This is a genomic window from Vibrio sp. YT-16, assembly GCF_033337405.1.
In the GTDB taxonomy this organism is placed as follows: Bacteria; Pseudomonadota; Gammaproteobacteria; order Enterobacterales; family Vibrionaceae; genus Vibrio; species Vibrio alginolyticus.
Genome location: NZ_JAWOQQ010000006.1, coordinates 55,671 through 71,861, shown reverse-complemented (window position 1 = coordinate 71,861; position 16,191 = coordinate 55,671). Strand labels below are relative to the sequence as shown.

At 44.2% G+C, this 16,191-nt stretch carries 16 protein-coding genes; 11 read left to right on the top strand and 5 right to left on the bottom strand.

Translation table 11 applies throughout. The features are described from left to right. Window positions 1-20: 20 nt before the first annotated feature. From thrB to R7F07_RS12505, 3 genes are all read left to right on the top strand, one after another. Window positions 21-977, top strand: a complete 957-nt coding sequence (gene thrB, locus R7F07_RS12515) for a homoserine kinase (protein WP_054728792.1) — start codon at window positions 21-23, stop codon at window positions 975-977. Further along, window positions 974-2,254 carry a threonine synthase gene (gene thrC / locus R7F07_RS12510; protein WP_005381818.1) on the top strand — a complete coding sequence of 427 codons (1,281 nt, stop codon included), beginning with the start codon at window positions 974-976 and terminating at the stop codon, window positions 2,252-2,254. Before thrB ends, thrC begins: the two co-directional genes overlap by 4 nt. Window positions 2,255-2,393: 139 nt before the next feature. After that, complete coding sequence (locus R7F07_RS12505) at window positions 2,394-3,053, top strand: NADPH-dependent FMN reductase (RefSeq protein WP_005382842.1); 660 nt, start codon at window positions 2,394-2,396, stop codon at window positions 3,051-3,053. 110 nt (window positions 3,054-3,163) lie between these two features. On the opposite strand, the gene grcA is transcribed toward R7F07_RS12505, so the two are convergent. Then, complete coding sequence (gene grcA, locus R7F07_RS12500) at window positions 3,164-3,541, bottom strand: autonomous glycyl radical cofactor GrcA (protein ID WP_005381814.1); 378 nt, start codon at window positions 3,539-3,541, stop codon at window positions 3,164-3,166. 326 nt (window positions 3,542-3,867) lie between these two features. Between grcA and nfo the strand changes: the two genes are divergently transcribed. From nfo to R7F07_RS12485, 3 genes are all read left to right on the top strand, one after another. After that, entirely contained in the window at window positions 3,868-4,752 is an 885-nt protein-coding gene (nfo, locus tag R7F07_RS12495; RefSeq protein ID WP_005382844.1) for a deoxyribonuclease IV, read from the top strand. A 289-nt stretch (window positions 4,753-5,041) separates the two neighbouring features. Beyond that, complete coding sequence (ung, locus tag R7F07_RS12490; protein WP_005382846.1) at window positions 5,042-5,722, top strand: uracil-DNA glycosylase; 681 nt, start codon at window positions 5,042-5,044, stop codon at window positions 5,720-5,722. Between the two features lie 113 nt (window positions 5,723-5,835). Then, complete coding sequence (locus tag R7F07_RS12485) at window positions 5,836-6,387, top strand: hemerythrin domain-containing protein (RefSeq protein ID WP_005381807.1); 552 nt, start codon at window positions 5,836-5,838, stop codon at window positions 6,385-6,387. 236 nt (window positions 6,388-6,623) lie between these two features. Here R7F07_RS12485 and R7F07_RS12480 read toward each other — a convergent pair whose 3' ends face one another. Next, window positions 6,624-6,809 carry a DUF3545 family protein gene (locus R7F07_RS12480; RefSeq protein WP_005381805.1) on the bottom strand — a complete coding sequence of 62 codons (186 nt, stop codon included), beginning with the start codon at window positions 6,807-6,809 and terminating at the stop codon, window positions 6,624-6,626. A gap of 721 nt (window positions 6,810-7,530) precedes the next feature. Between R7F07_RS12480 and R7F07_RS12475 the strand changes: the two genes are divergently transcribed. Then, entirely contained in the window at window positions 7,531-8,964 is a 1,434-nt protein-coding gene (locus R7F07_RS12475; RefSeq protein WP_005381800.1) for an alanine/glycine:cation symporter family protein, read from the top strand. Between the two features lie 110 nt (window positions 8,965-9,074). After that, window positions 9,075-9,851 (top strand): peroxide stress protein YaaA, encoded by a 777-nt coding sequence (gene yaaA / locus R7F07_RS12470; RefSeq protein WP_005381798.1) that lies wholly within the window; start codon window positions 9,075-9,077, stop codon window positions 9,849-9,851. A gap of 109 nt (window positions 9,852-9,960) precedes the next feature. On the opposite strand, the gene srmB is transcribed toward yaaA, so the two are convergent. Both srmB and R7F07_RS12460 read right to left on the bottom strand, forming a co-directional pair. Continuing rightward, window positions 9,961-11,184 (bottom strand): ATP-dependent RNA helicase SrmB, encoded by a 1,224-nt coding sequence (gene srmB, locus R7F07_RS12465; protein WP_005381797.1) that lies wholly within the window; start codon window positions 11,182-11,184, stop codon window positions 9,961-9,963. 107 nt (window positions 11,185-11,291) lie between these two features. Next, window positions 11,292-12,011, bottom strand: a complete 720-nt coding sequence (locus R7F07_RS12460) for a tRNA1(Val) (adenine(37)-N6)-methyltransferase (protein WP_017635070.1) — start codon at window positions 12,009-12,011, stop codon at window positions 11,292-11,294. A gap of 330 nt (window positions 12,012-12,341) precedes the next feature. Here R7F07_RS12460 and brnQ point away from each other — a divergent pair, with 330 nt between their 5' ends. Further along, complete coding sequence (gene brnQ, locus R7F07_RS12455; protein WP_318110516.1) at window positions 12,342-13,652, top strand: branched-chain amino acid transport system II carrier protein; 1,311 nt, start codon at window positions 12,342-12,344, stop codon at window positions 13,650-13,652. Between the two features lie 85 nt (window positions 13,653-13,737). Here brnQ and fldB read toward each other — a convergent pair whose 3' ends face one another. Next, window positions 13,738-14,256, bottom strand: a complete 519-nt coding sequence (gene fldB / locus R7F07_RS12450) for a flavodoxin FldB (protein ID WP_005381790.1) — start codon at window positions 14,254-14,256, stop codon at window positions 13,738-13,740. Window positions 14,257-14,413: 157 nt separating this feature from the next. On the opposite strand from fldB, the gene xerD reads away from it, so the two are divergent. Both xerD and dsbC read left to right on the top strand, forming a co-directional pair. Next, complete coding sequence (gene xerD / locus R7F07_RS12445; RefSeq protein ID WP_005381788.1) at window positions 14,414-15,331, top strand: site-specific tyrosine recombinase XerD; 918 nt, start codon at window positions 14,414-14,416, stop codon at window positions 15,329-15,331. 59 nt (window positions 15,332-15,390) lie between these two features. After that, window positions 15,391-16,179: a bifunctional protein-disulfide isomerase/oxidoreductase DsbC gene (gene dsbC / locus R7F07_RS12440; protein ID WP_005381786.1), complete on the top strand. Its 789-nt coding sequence runs from the start codon at window positions 15,391-15,393 to the stop codon at window positions 16,177-16,179. The last annotated feature ends 12 nt before the right edge of the window (window positions 16,180-16,191 follow it).

Sequence of the window (16,191 nt, the reverse complement as noted above, 5' to 3'; positions counted from 1 at the left end):
CAATAATGAGTTCAAGTGATATGGATGTAGTGGTTTATGCCCCAGCATCAATTGGTAATGTAAGCGTTGGCTTTGATGTGCTGGGGGCTGCCGTGTCTCCAGTGGATGGCACACTATTGGGTGACCGTGTATTGGTGAAATCTGGGGCTGATCCGTTCAGCCTTAAAACGGCGGGTGATTTTGTTGAGAAATTGCCAACTGAACCAAAAGAGAACATCGTCTACGACTGTTGGCTCGTGTTTGCTCGTGAGTTAGACAAAAAAGGCGTTGAGCTAAAACCACTTGAGATGACGCTAGAAAAGAACATGCCAATTGGCTCTGGTTTAGGCTCAAGTGCATGTTCTATCGTTGCTGCATTAGATGCATTGAACCGATTCCATGGACAGCCACTTAACGAGACAGAATTACTAGCGCTGATGGGAGAGATGGAAGGCAAGATCTCTGGTGGTATTCACTACGACAACGTTGCGCCGTGTTACCTTGGTGGTGTCCAGTTGATGCTTGAAGAGCTTGGTATCATCAGTCAAAAAGTGCCTTGTTTTGATGATTGGTACTGGGTGATGGCGTATCCGGGTATCAAGGTATCAACGGCGGAAGCGCGTGAGATCCTACCATCTCAATACCGCCGACAAGATATCATTGCTCATGGTCGTCACCTTGCGGGCTTTATTCATGCGTGTCATTCTGGTCAGCCAGAACTTGCTGCAAAAATGATCAAAGACGTGATCGCAGAACCGTATCGTGAGAAACTGCTTCCAGGTTTTGCGAATGCACGTCAATACGCAGCGTCTGCGGGTGCATTGGCAACCGGTATTTCTGGCAGTGGTCCGACACTGTTCAGTATTTGCAAAGAGAAAGATGTCGCTGAGCGAGTTGCTCGCTGGTTAGAACAAAACTACGTACAAAACGAAGAAGGATTCGTCCACGTTTGTCGTCTAGATAAGCAGGGTTCGAAAGTAACAGGAAGTGAGCTATGAAGCTTTACAATATAAAAGAAAATGATGAACAAGTTTCCTTTGGCCAAGCCGTTCGCCAAGGGTTAGGCCGTAACCAAGGTCTATTTTTCCCATCGGAATTACCAAAATTTGAAGATATCGATGCGCTGCTTGCAGAAGACTTTGTCTCTCGTAGCACTAAGATTTTATCGGCGTTAATTGGAGATGAACTTACAGAGGAGCAAGTGAATGCTCTTGTTGATGCTGCATTCCAATTCCCTGCGCCAATTAATCAGGTCAAAGACGGTGTTTACGCTCTGGAACTGTTCCATGGTCCAACGCTTGCATTTAAAGACTTTGGTGGTCGCTTTATGGCGCAATCTCTTGCTGCGGTTTCGGACGGCGGCAAGATCACTATTCTGACTGCAACTTCCGGCGATACTGGCGCAGCCGTTGCGCATGCTTTCTACGGCATGGAAGACATCAACGTTGTGATTCTTTACCCGAAAGGTAAGATCAGTCCACTGCAAGAGAAGCTATTCTGTACGCTTGGTAAGAACATCCATACTGTCGCGATCGATGGAGACTTCGATGCGTGTCAGGCACTGGTTAAGCAAGCTTTTGATGATTCTGCACTGCGTGAAGAGATCGGTCTGAACTCTGCAAACTCAATCAACATCAGCCGTTTGATGGCGCAAATCTGTTACTACTTTGAAGCAGCTGCGCAAATGAGCAAGCAAGAGCGTGAAAACCTAGTGGTATCAGTACCAAGCGGTAACTTCGGTAACCTAACTGCTGGTCTATTGGCAAAAGCGTTGGGCTTGCCTATCAAACGCTTTATCGCTGCAACTAATGCCAATGACACGGTTCCTCGCTACCTAGAAACAGGTAAGTGGGAGCCAAAACCAACAGTCGCAACAACATCGAACGCGATGGACGTGAGCCAACCAAACAACTGGCCTCGTATTGAAGAGCTGTGCCGTGTGAAAGAGTGGGGCTTGGAGACGTTAGGTAAAGGTGCAGTATCTGATGAGCAAAGCGCACAGTCAGTGAAAGACTTACATGCTCTAGGCTATCTATGCGAACCGCACGGTGCGATTGCTTACCGCGTTCTTGAAGAACAATTGCAAGACGGTGAAACCGGTCTGTTCCTATGTACTGCTCACCCTGCGAAGTTCAAAGAAGTCGTGGATGATATTCTAGAATCCGATATCGAGCTTCCTGCGCCACTAGCGAAGCACGCTGCGATGGAGCTGCTATCGGAAGAGCTCGACGCAGACTTTGACGCATTGAAACAAGTACTGCGCCGCGTGCAGTAAGCTTCAAAGTATAGTAAGTATCAAAAACAGAAATAACGAGAGGTGAATGAGTAATCATTCACCTTTTTTATTGTCGGTAAGTTTTGACTCTCTTTATGATTGAGAAACGAACTTAACTAAATGAGATGGAAAGAGAAGCATGCATTTTTTGATTTTTCTTGGCTCAGTGAGAGACAGCACGCCACCACGACCAGCCCGTTTAGGAATGCGAGTCAGTAAAGCGTGTGAAAAACTCATCGCGAGTCAACATTCGCAACATACGGTCGAAATCATCGACCCTTTGAATTACGACTTTGGTGATGTGTTTAAGCCTGAGTTTGCTTATCACCGCTCTAAAGTTCCGCAGCACCTAAGTGAGCTAGCAGACAAAATCAAACATGCGGATGGGTATGTGATGGTTAGCCCGGAATATAACCATTCGATGAGTCCTGCCTTGGCGAACATGCTTAACCATTTCGGCAGTTCGCTGTTTTCTTACAAGCCGAGTGCTATCGTGACCTACTCTGCAGGGCAATGGGGTGGCGCTCGTGCTGCAGTGTCGATGCGTACCTTCTTATCTGAACTTGGATGTCTACCTGTCTCTGCGATGATCCACATTCCGAAAGCGCAAGAAGTCTTTGATGAACAGGGCGTTGCTGCGGATGAGTCGGAGCAGACGCAGTGGGACAACTATATGAATCGCACTATGCATCAATTGATTTGGTGGGCAGAAGGGGCGTCACTGCAAAGAGATAGGCTTGATCCAACCTCTGTAGCGCAAGCGTTTCAGAAAGATCCTTCGCAAAGAAATGCACCTTAGAGGCGAGTTGCTTTCCATTATAGAAAGGGGTTAGAAGGATTCTGAAACAAAAAAGCTTGGTCATTGCTGACCAAGCTTTTTAAATTCTAGCGAGCTAGTTTACTGAGAGATTATAGAGTCTCAGTAAAAGTACGAGCGATTACATCACGTTGTTGCTCTGGAGTTAGCGAGTTAAAACGTACTGCGTAACCAGAAACACGAATAGTTAGTTGTGGGTATTTCTCTGGGTGTGCAACTGCATCTTCTAGTGTTTCGCGTTTAAGCACGTTCACGTTTAGGTGTTGGCCGCCTTCGATACGAGGAGCAGTTTCGATTGCAACTTCACGGCTTTCGTATTCACCTAGGTCGCTGATTGCGATAACTTGGTCTGCTTCGTAGCCAGCAGTTGCAGCAACACAACGAGCTTCATTTTTTTCGCTATCTAATAGCCAGATAGAGTTTAGTAGGTCGTCGTTTGCCGCTTTTGTAATTTGGATACCTTGGATCATCACTATCTCCTAGACCACTTACGTGGTGATTATTGGTGTTAATTTTCGAATTTTCGTTGAGCTGAGTATTATATAGCTAATATCCACTATTTTAATATTGATTTAAGTCAAAAAACAACCAAAAACATTATTTTTATTAAGGTGATTTTATTGAGTTAAATCAATAAAACCTTTGAAAACAAACCAATTACAATTTATTTGATAATATAAAAAATATTTAATAACTGGTTTTGTTGTAAATTTACTACAAATTGAGATTAAAGTTTAAACTGGTTAACGCAACTATCTGTATTTAGGTAGCAATACTGAAAGTCTAAAGTGATTAAATGACAAACATGAAAAACAAGCTTGGGAATAAACTCATTGGTGCACATGTCTCTGCTGCTGGTGGGGTCGATCAAGCTCCGTTGAGAGCTCGTGAAATTGGCGCGAATGCATTCGCACTATTTACAAAAAACCAACGCCAGTGGGTGGCGAAGCCTTTAGAAGCAAAAACCATCAGTGCGTTTAAAGCGAACTGTAAAATGCTGGGTTTCGGAGCAGAACATATTCTTCCCCATGATTCTTATCTGATTAACTTGGGTGCGCCGGAAGAAGAAAAGCTGAATAAATCCCGCGCGGCATTTATTGATGAAATGGAGCGTTGTAATCAGTTGGGGCTGACTTTGCTTAACTTCCATCCGGGTAGTCACCTAAAGAAAGTCTCTGAACAGGAGTGCCTCGCGACGATCGCCGAGTCGATCAATCTTGCGCATAAAGCGGTGCCGAATGTGATCGCTGTTATCGAGAATACGGCAGGTCAAGGCACTAACTTAGGCTGGAAGTTTGAGCACCTTGCTGAAATCATCGAGCAAGTGGAAGATAAAGATCGTGTCGGCGTTTGTATTGATACCTGCCATACCTTTACGGCTGGTTATGACTTACGTACAAAAGAAGATTGCGAGCGCACCTTTGCAGAGTTCGACCGTATCGTAGGTATGCACTATTTAAGAGCAATGCATCTAAATGATTCAAAAGTAGAGTTTGCCAGCAAAGTAGATCGCCACCATTCGCTAGGTAAAGGAGAGATCGGGTGGGATTGCTTTGAGTACATCGCGAAAGACCCTCGTTTTGATGGTATCCCTCTGATTTTGGAAACAATTGATCCAGATATTTGGCAGCAAGAGATCAACACGTTGCGTCAATTCCATTTAGCGGCCATTGCCAGTTAATGGCGTAACCACAAAGTTGGCACCTATCTTTCTTAGTCATTGAACATCAATCTCTGAATTAGCAAAGAAGGATGCCAACATGTCTCGACCACTCTCTTTTACTCCTTATGCTTTCACTCGTCGCGTGCTTCGCTTACCGATGCCTAATCGTCACATTACCGGACAGGGGCATTTTCGAACGCCACAGAAGCATTAGTCTTTTATTACTTGTCTCAAGTTCGTGGTAAGTTTTTGTTTGTTTGAGTTTCGCTCGTTAGAATAGAAGCAAAATTTAGGACAGGAACTTTCCATGAATCAGTCACCCACTTGGCACGATGTGATCGGCGAAGAGAAAAAGCAGAGCTACTTTGTAGACACCTTGAATTTTGTTGAAGCCGAACGCGCCGCAGGCAAAGCTATTTTTCCTCCCGCAAAAGATGTCTTTAACGCGTTTCGTTTTACCGAGTTCAAAGACGTTAAGGTCGTGATTCTAGGACAAGACCCATACCACGGCCCAAATCAGGCGCATGGCCTGTGTTTCTCTGTACTTCCTGGCATTAAAACGCCACCGTCACTGGTTAATATGTATAAAGAGCTGGCGCAAGATATTGAAGGTTTCCAAATCCCTCAGCATGGTTTTTTGCAAAGCTGGGCTGAACAAGGCGTATTGTTACTCAATACGGTATTAACGGTGGAGCAAGGTAAAGCGCATTCACATTCAAAGACAGGTTGGGAAACGTTTACTGATCGAGTGATTGAAGCCATTAATCAGCATCAAGAAGGTGTAGTGTTCTTGCTGTGGGGTTCACATGCACAGAAGAAAGGTCGTTTTATCGATCGCAATAAGCACCATGTGTTAGCTGCCCCACACCCATCGCCACTTTCTGCACATCGAGGCTTTTTCGGTTGTAAGCATTTCTCTCAAGCAAACCAGTTGCTTACATCACAAGAAAAAGCACCAATTAACTGGCATTTGCCATTAACGGTATAAATGAAGAGACAGCGATCATGGATGGTATGATCGCTGTTTTTTTGAGCACGCTCGAGGCTGATAGTAAATTTCTCATGTACACTTACTAAAAGTAGGTGTTAAGGAGAGACGCTATGATGATCGAAAGAATTCGACGCGAACATGGTTATATGGTTCGTCTGTTGGCGATACTGCGCCATAAGCTTAATGAGATAAAAAAAGAACGTGTAATCAACTATGCGTTAGTAAGCGAGATTGTTGATTACCTCTCTAATCATTCGGAGAAAGTACACCACCCGAAAGAAGATATCCTTTATCACCACTTTCTTGAACACTATGGTAAGCAACAAACCATGGAAAATTTAGAGAAAGAACATCTAGAGTTAGCGAGTAAAACCAGAGAGTTTTCATCCGTGATAGAGATGATCCTTCAGGATGCTGTTGTGCCACAAGACATGTTTGTCGCTCACCTAGAAGATTTCATAGAATCGCAAAGGCACCACTTGGAGCTAGAAGAGCGAAAAATTTTGCCTCTCATTGAAGAGTTATTTACCACAGAAGATTGGCAGCATGTCGAGAGCTTATGGAGCGTCAGTGAGGATGATCCTGTGTTTGGTGACACGATTGCTGATCGTTATAAGCAGTTGGCCGAACGTGTTCGTCAAAGTGATACTGAATATGTTTAAGACTGAATGATGAAACCTGAGCGAGCGAAAGCCGTCTCTCGGGTTTGTGAGATACATTTCTTATTTATTGGGAATCAACCGAAAATTTAGTGTGCATATTTCTCGGCAAAAAGTACGGAAGATTCTCATTGAGTAATAATGGTATTCATACTTAAACCTTGGTACATAAACTCACGGTGTTTACGGTCACTGTAAACAAAAAACAAAAGGCACCTGTAAGGTGCCTTTTGTTTGAATTAGAGTTTAATGTCTTCCAAGTTATAATCGGTACAGACATCAAGTTCGCGCAGCTCTTTAAGCAAATTGCGTCTGTCGTTCATCTCTTCTATTTCACGCCACTTTCGCTTTACTGGTTTGGCACGAGATTTGGTTGTTGAGGTAGTATCCAGATTAAAAATGTCATCTAGTTGAAAGCCTTCCATAAGCCACCTTTACCTTTCTTAAGCTAAACTGTTGTAACCAGTCCTTGTGGAGTTTTTTTAGTACCACAATAGCCGTGAGAATAACCATGATATATTTCGCATTTGTGTCGGTAGCATGACATTTTCGTGCAAAAATATTCTCAAAATCACACTTTTTATTGCAACGATGTGGATAAAAAATGCACAAACGATCTCAAGAAAACGATTAAATAGAGAGATTTTCTATGTTAATTCGATTTGATGAATGGGTGCACTGCGCAAAGGTTAAAGTTGCATAAAATCAGTTTGATGAAATAGTGTTCAATTAGATGGTAAGTCACTAGCGTAAATTTATGTAACACCTTGTGAATACTAGCTTGTTCTTGTTTATACGGTTTACCATTCCATTTAATGAAGAATAATTATTTATGTTGGTGTTTGGTAATTGAAATGTTGCGCAGTTTGAGTGTTAAGTCTTCTATTTATGTTATTTTTTGGTGACTTTATAGTGAAAAATAACAATGTTATTCTTGTTGTTGCATATTGATTTTTGCGCTCCTAGGTTGCATTATCCGCCCGTCAAAAAATACGCTGGTACGTAAAATGGATGCATGAAGCGACGTTTACGATTCTAGATTGCCCATAAACATTACTTAAAAAGCTAAGCACACTTTGACACTTAGCAGGCAATTTGGTGGATGGCTAGGACGCATAGACTGGCGCAACTCACTTTGAGGTACACATGACAGACTTAATCAATTTGATGAACGATCTCCTCTGGGGCTCGATTCTGGTTTATCTTCTTGTTGGTGTTGGTATTTACTTCACCGTTCGATTAGGGTTCATTCAGTTCCGCCATTTCGGCCACATGTTCTCTGTTCTTAAGAACAGCCGTAAAGCAGACAAAGCTGGTATTTCCTCTTTCCAAGCGCTTTGTACTAGTCTTGCTGCACGTGTTGGTACAGGTAACATGGCGGGCGTTGCAGTTGCATTGACTGCGGGTGGTCCTGGTGCGATCTTCTGGATGTGGCTGATTGCAATGCTTGGTATGGCAACATCGTTTGCTGAGAGCACACTGGCGCAGTTATACAAAACCAAAGATGATGATGGCAACTACCGTGGTGGCCCTGCCTACTACATGGAAAAAGGCCTGGGCATGCGTTGGATGGGCGTGTTGTTCTCAGTTTTCCTAATCATCGCTTTTGGTTTGGTATTCAACGCCGTACAAGCTAACTCAATTGCCAATGCAATGAGCAACGCATTTGGTTGGAATAACCTGTATGTCGGTATTGCCGTTGTTTTACTGTCTGCAATTGTTATTTTCGGTGGCATCAAGCGTATCGCAAGAGTTGCTGAGATGATCGTTCCGATCATGGCACTACTTTATCTAGCCCTAGCGCTGTTCATCATGTTCTCTAACCTAGAGAAATTACCTGATGTATTGATGCTTATCTTTAAGAGTGCATTTGGTCTGCAAGAAGCAGCAGCAGGTGGTCTTGGCTACGCAATTGCACAGGCAATGATTAACGGTATCAAGCGCGGTCTATTCTCGAATGAAGCAGGTATGGGTTCTGCACCTAACGCGGCAGCTTCAGCAACACCTTACCCACCACACCCAGCGTCTCAAGGTTACGTACAGATGCTAGGCGTGTTCATGGATACGATCGTTATCTGTTCTGCAACAGTGGCTATCATCCTGATGTCTGGTGAGTATGTCGGTCAAGCAACAGAAGTGACGGGTATCGAGCTAACTCAGCGTGCATTGAGCTCACAAGTTGGCGATTGGGGCGGCATCTTTGTTGCTGTGGCAATCTTCTTCTTTGCGTTTACTTCAATCATTGCAAACTACTCGTATGCTGAAACGAACTTAATCTTCCTAGAGCACAATCATAAAGCGGGCTTAAGCATTTTCCGCGTTATTGTTCTTGGTATGGTGATGTTTGGTGCACTAGCTTCGTTACCAGTCGTATGGTCGCTTGCTGATGTCTCTATGGGTCTGATGGCGATAGTTAACTTAGTGGCTATCATCTTGCTATCTGGCATCGTGATTAAACTGGCCAAAGATTACAACCGCCAGCTTGGTGAAGGCAAAGTGCCAACATTTGATGCGAATGATTTCCCAGAGCTGAAATCTCAGCTTGAAGAAGGCATTTGGTACAACGATAAAAAAGACTAAGTGAGCTATCACTCATAGTTGAAAGCTATTAGTACGATGTAAAAAGCCATGCAGACAATGCATGGCTTTTTTTGTACCCTATTAAAAACAAAATTAGAGAAGGGAAAGTCATGCTTATCGTAGTTTCTCCAGCGAAGACTCTTGATTACGAGTCTCCGTTAGCGACAGAAAAATTTACTCAACCTGAGTTGGTCGAATACTCAAAAGAGCTTATCGATGTATGCCGCAAACTGACTCCTGCTGATGTTGCCTCTTTAATGAAAGTGAGCGACAAGATTGCCGATTTAAATGTGGGCCGATTCCAAGAGTGGAGTGAAACGTTTACCACGGAAAACTCACGACAAGCCATTCTTGCATTTAAAGGTGACGTTTACACAGGGCTAGACGCCGAAAGTTTATCTGAAGCGGACTTCGAATATGCTCAAGATCATCTGCGTATGCTATCGGGTCTCTATGGTTTACTAAAACCACTTGATTTGATGCAGCCATACCGTCTTGAAATGGGTACCAAGCTTGCAAACGACAAGGGTACGAACTTGTACCAGTTTTGGGGCAACGTTATTACGGACAAGCTTAACGAAGCGATTTCTGCTCAAGGTGATAATGTCCTTATCAACCTTGCATCAAATGAATACTTTAAAGCGGTTAAGCCAAAGAATTTAGATGCGCAAGTGATCACGCCAGTATTCAAAGATTGTAAGAATGGTCAATACAAGGTCATCAGTTTTTACGCGAAGAAAGCGCGCGGTATGATGGCGCGTTACATCATTGAAAACCGTGTTGAGAGCGTAGCAGACCTGGCTAAGTTTGATACGGCGGGTTACTACTTTGTGGAAGATGAATCGACGCCAACAGAGTTAGTATTTAAACGCGAAGAGCAAAAATAAAGCTGATTGAGACGTAATCGACGTTAATCTCTATCAGCACAAACGAAAAAGGGTTGGCATTGCCAACCCTTTGTTATTTTCTAGCTTGAGCTACTTGGCCCCAACAAGATTACTTCTTCTTAGCGGTTTTCTTTTTCGCTACTTTTTTCTTGTCGTCTTTTTTCTTTTTCTTCTTAAACACAGGCTTTTTGTGTTTAGGACGCATCTCTTTCACGAAACGCTCTTTGATGTCTTCTTTCACGTAACGTGCAACGCGATCCATCATTGGTTGGTCGTGTGCTTCTACGATTGAGATAGCGTTACCTTTCTTACCTGCGCGAGCCGTACGGCCGATACGGTGAAGGTAAACATCAGCCGTGCGCGGCATGTCGTAGTTGATAACGTGTGATACATCCGGAAGATCGATACCACGCGCAGCAACGTCCGTCGCGAGCAGCACATTCACAGTTCCATCGCGGAAGCGAGAAATCGCATTGTTACGACGATCTTGCGGCATTTCACCTTGAATCCAAGAACATGGAATCTGTGCGCTTTCAAGCTGCGCTCGTAGCTCAGCCAAACGCTCACGAGTCTTTAAAAAGACGATAGTGCGCTCAGCCTGCTGAGTAATAATGTGTTTTAGTAATTCCAGTTTGTGTTCTGCATCATCAGCACGGTGGTACCACTGAGCAATTTTCTTACGCTCACGCAGCGGTGATTTTGCGTCGATCTCTGCAGGGTCATTCAACAGATCAGCGGTAAAGCCTTCTACGCCTTTCCCTTCTAACGTTGCTGAAAACAGAAGGGTTTGCTTACGCCAGCGACATTCGTTAGATAGGCGATCGACAGTAGGAGCAAAACCCATATCTAGCATACGGTCTGCTTCATCAAGGATTAACCATTCGATTGCACGACAATCAAAACGTTCTGCATCAATGTATTCTTTTAAACGGCCAGGTGTCGCAACCACAATGTCTTGCGTTGTTGCAAGGATGTCGGCGTGCTCTTGGTACTGAACACCACCAGTGATGGTGAAAATGTTGAGTTTGGTATTTTTTGCCAAAGCACGTGCTTGATCGGCAATTTGCATCGCCAGTTCGCGAGTAGGCGTTAGGATCAAAATACGCGCAGGCCCAGGCTTACGACGAGGGAAGTCTTGCAAGTATTGCAATGCTGGCAGGACGAAGGCGGCCGTTTTACCAGTTCCTGTTGGCGCTGACGCTAGAATGTCACGACCGTCCAACGCTTGTGGAATCGCTTCTGCCTGAATTTTTGTTGGGCGTTCGTAACCCATCTCTTCAATGGCTTCAAGTAGGTTTTGGTCTAGATCAAGTTCAGCAAAGGTTCTGATCACAATGAGTTCTCCACAAGCAAAGCTTGGTTAATGGTTCGCCACAACAGCATAGAATACAAAAAGGTCGCACATTATAAAGTGATTGGTGATAAGGATCACATGTTATTTCACATCTTAAGATAAAACTCGCGAGTTAACTGTATGAAATCATCACTATAGCCGTCATTTGAACGGATAATTAAATGTGACGTCTGCAAATCGCAAGGTCGTTTTGACAGTTCAAATAACAGTCGGTGTACTGGTTTCTTTTCTGATGGTTGCACACGACAGATCCGCGATAGATACCAACTTTGGTTTAATGCTAGCTCAATGAACTGCTCGCCTTCGGTGATTGGCAACACAAAACTAGCTCTCCCTTCGTCATCAAGCAAATGATAGCAACGCTGTAGCAATGCGTTATGGCCTAGCGTATCAGTGTGCCTCGCGGTTGCACGTTGACTGTGTTTCGATTGCTCGCCGCTGTTGAAGTAGGGCGGGTTACAAATGATGCGTTGGAATGGATGTGTCGGCGTAAAGTGCAGTATGTCGGTGTGATGCACACTTACACGATCTGACCAAGGAGACTGGGCCATATTTTTTTGCGCGGCAGCAACGGCTGTTAATTCGATATCGACCGCGGTTATTTGAGCTTCTGTAAAGCGTTGAGCACACATCAGGGCAAGCAGGCCAGTGCCAGTGCCAATATCGAGAATTTTAGCGTCGTTAGGGCTTTGAATCCAAGCACCAAGCATTACCCCATCTGTGCTGACTGGCATACCACTCTCGCCGCCCTCAATACAAAATTGCTTAAAATTGAAGCCTTTAGTTTTCAGTTTTTTGTTCTTCATGATTGTTTTATATTTGCTCAATAATTAAGTGGATTGCTCTATTGTTTATTAATTGTATAGATTGTTGTTTTGTTGGTTATTAAATTGTATTGTTAATTGATCGAGATAAAGAACTGGTCTGTTATTTGGATCTGGTTATATCCACTGCTTTTAAGTTTGAAAACTAAATTAATATGGTGTTTTTTTCTTAAAGGTTGCCAAATGATGAGTCTTTCGTCATTATGCGGCGAAAATTTTATAGATTGAACCACGTGTACTTATTGACTTTAGGTATACAAAAAGTGGTCTAAGCATACACAACATTCATTAATTAAAAGACAAGGGTTATCTGTGAAGCAGACGTTAAAACTAACAGATATTATCGCAGTAGGCTTTATGCTATTTGCGTTCTTTTTAGGTGCGGGCAATATTATCTTTCCACCTCTAGCGGGTCAGTTAGCGGGTGAAAACTTAATGCCAGCTATGTTTGGTTTCTTGCTAACAGCGGTAGGTCTACCTCTTATTACTATCGTTGCTATTGCTGTTGCTGGTGGTTCTTGGGATCACTTGACGCAAGATCTTCCGAAAAAAGCGGCAGTTCTTATGGCTGCACTGATTTTCATCATCATTGGTCCTGCGTTTGCAGCGCCTCGTACTGGCCTAGTGGCTTACGAGATGGCGGTGAAACCTTTCTTCCTTGAGGCGTCACAAACGCATCTGACAGCGTTCTCAGTGATCTTCTTTATCGCAGCAATGATGTTCTCATGGTTCCAAGGCCGTTTGATCGATCTCATCGGTAAAGTACTGACACCAGCATTGTTCGTTGGTTTGATCATTCTTGCTGTCGCTGTCTTCCTTGATCCTCAGGGCGATATGATTGGCGCGCACAGTGAATACCTAACGCAGCCTCTGACCAAAGGCTTCTTAGAAGGCTACAACACAATGGATACGTTCGCGTCATTGATGTTTGGCATGCTGATGGTTGATGCACTGCGCGGTAAAGGCATTACTGAGCGCTCTGCAACTACTAAATATCTGATCTATGCAGGTTGTATTGCTGCTGCTGGTCTTGCGTTTGTTTACATCTCACTATTTTACTTAGGTGCGACGAGTGCAACGGTTGCTGCTGGTGCTGATAATGGTGGCCTAGTGCTTAGCCAATACGTTCAAGCGTTGTTTGGTCCATACGGTCAAATCGTTCTGTCTGTCATCGTATTGCTAGCGTGTCTGACAACCGCGATTGGCTTGATTTCTGCGTGTTCAGATTTCTTCAGCTCGAAAACACCACTGTCATACAAGCAATGGGTACTGATTAATGGTTCTGTTTGTGCATTGGTTGCAAACGTTGGTCTTGCGCAGCTGATTTCTCTGTCAGTGCCAGTATTGTTTGCGCTGTACCCTGTGGCGATTGCGTTGGTTGCACTAACATTTGTGCGCAGCAAACTGCCGAATCCACGCTTTGCTTACCGTGCAGTACTGCTTGTATCTCTGCTGTTTGCGTTGGTTGATGCGGCAAAAGTATCGGGTATTGATGTTTCTGCGTTTAACATGTTGCCATTATTCGAAGTCGGCATGGGTTGGGTGCTTCCAACATTTGCGGCTATCGTGTGCATGTTCTTCATCGCGAAACCTCGCCCAGAGCTAGCACAAGAAACCGCGTAATCACTTCGCGTTATCAAGATAATAAAAAGCCCGATGAATTACTTCATCGGGCTTTTTACTTTTTAATGATGACGTGTTTGCGCTATTAAAGCGTGTCGTGGAATTCCACAAGAACTTGTTCACACCATTTTTCGATGCGTTCATCACTCAGTTCGTACTGTGAGTCTTCATCTAACGCAAGTCCAACAAACTTGCTGCCATCTTCGATCAATGCTTTCGATGCTTCAAATTCGTAGCCTTCATTTGGCCAGTAACCGATAAAGGTTGCGCCTGTGGCTTGCAATTCATCGTGAAGTAAGCCCATCGCATCTAAATACCACTCTCCGTAACCTTCTTGGTCACCCAGACCAAACAGCGCTACAACTTTGCCTTTCAGTGGTGTGGTCGCGATGTCTTGCCAAATCGCGTTCCAATCTTCTTGAATTTCACCAAAATCCCAAGTTGAGATGCCAAGGAGTAATAAGTCGTAGTCCGCCATTAGTGATAACGGTGTCTCTTTCACATTGTGAATGTCGACAAGGTCTTCACCAATAAGGGTACGAATTTTCTCTGCTGCCATTTCGGTGTAGCAGGTCGTTGAGCCGTAAAAGAGTCCGATTTTCATTATATTCGTCGTTATTTGTGTTGCTGTTGTGGAAGATTCTAACCATAAATTGAGGAAGATTGCAGCGAATATCCTATGTGGGATGATTTTTTATGGTATTGGATTGGCAGGTGCTTTAATCTAAATACTGTAAATATAAACAGATAAGGAAGCATTCATGACGGCACAACAGCCTGTCAATCAACAAGATTTTTCGCTTGTTGAGCAATTCTTAGATGCGATGTGGATGGAGCGTGGTCTATCAGAGAACACGTTGGCTTCCTACCGAAACGATTTAATGAAGCTGCTCGTGTGGATGGAAAAACATCGATACCGTCTTGATTTTATCAGTTTGTCTGGCTTGCAAGAATATCAAAGCCACCTTGTAGACTTAGATTACAAACAGACGTCCCGTGCGCGTATGTTGTCGGCTATTCGTCGTTTATTTCAATACCTGCATCGTGAGAAGGTGCGCGCTGATGACCCGAGTGCGCTCTTGGTTAGCCCTAAACTGCCACAACGTTTACCCAAAGATATTAGTGAAGAGCAAGTGGACGCGTTGCTCGAAGCGCCAGACCCGAATGACCCTATAGAATTGCGCGATAAAGCGATGCTAGAGCTACTCTACGCGACAGGGTTGCGTGTGACAGAGCTCGTCAGTTTGACCATGGAAAATGTTAGCTTGCGCCAAGGGGTGGTGCGCGTGACTGGTAAAGGTGGTAAAGAACGCCTGGTTCCTATGGGGGAAAACGCGGTCGATTGGATCGAGACGTTCATTCAACAAGGGCGCCCTGCGTTACTTGGTGATACATCATCTGATATTGTTTTTCCTAGTAAACGCGCAAGACAGATGACTCGTCAGACGTTTTGGCACCGTATTAAATACTATGCTTTGATAGCAGGGATTGATACTGATCAGCTGTCGCCGCACGTACTGCGTCATGCCTTTGCCACGCATTTATTGAACTATGGCGCAGATCTCAGGGTCGTACAGATGCTTTTAGGACATAGTGACTTATCGACCACGCAAATTTATACTCACGTGGCGACTGAACGATTGAAGCAGATCCACAGTCAACACCACCCAAGAGCATAACAATGGTTAGATTCATCCATGTCCTCTTGGAAAAACGATTTTACATTAAGGTGAATTTCATGAGCGTATTACGCCGACTAACTCTGCTGACTTTACCATTTTTTGTTACCGCTTGTGGTGCAGAAGAAAGTCAGGCTCAAACGGAGACTCCTGCGCAACAAGTGGCGCCAGCTGCACAAAGCGGCTTTGATGAAGCAGCATTAAAAACTAAGTTCTCAAAGCTTGGTTTATCTATCGTTGATATTCAACCATCAGACGTCGCTGGCTTATTGGAAATTCAAACCAATGGCGGGATCCTGTTTGCTTCAAATGATGGTAGCCATTTTATCGCCGGTACGCTTTATGCCATTAATGATGATGGCAGTTACAAAGATGTCATAGCAGAGCGTCAAGCGCCGCTTAACGCCGAGAAAATTGCGCAGTTCTCCGATAGCATGATCGAATACAAAGCCGACGATGAAAAGTACGTTGTGACCGTATTCACCGATATCACCTGTGGTTACTGTGTGCGTCTGCATAGCCAAATGCAAGGCTATAATGATCTAGGTATTACAGTGCGTTACATGGCTTACCCTCGCCAAGGTGCAACTGGCCCTGTAGCGGAGCAAATGGCAACGATTTGGTGTGCTGAAGATCCGGCGTCGGCAATGCACAACGCGAAAGTGAATCGTACATTTGATAACCCTGCGAAAGACTTGAAACAGTGTAAAGAAACCATCCAGGCGCATTACAATCTAGGTCGCCAATTGGGTATTTCTGGTACGCCAGCAATCTTCTTACCGAATGGCGAAATGGTTGGTGGCTACCTACCACCTGCAGAGCTATTGAAACGTTTAAAGCAACTATAATCCATTAGGAGC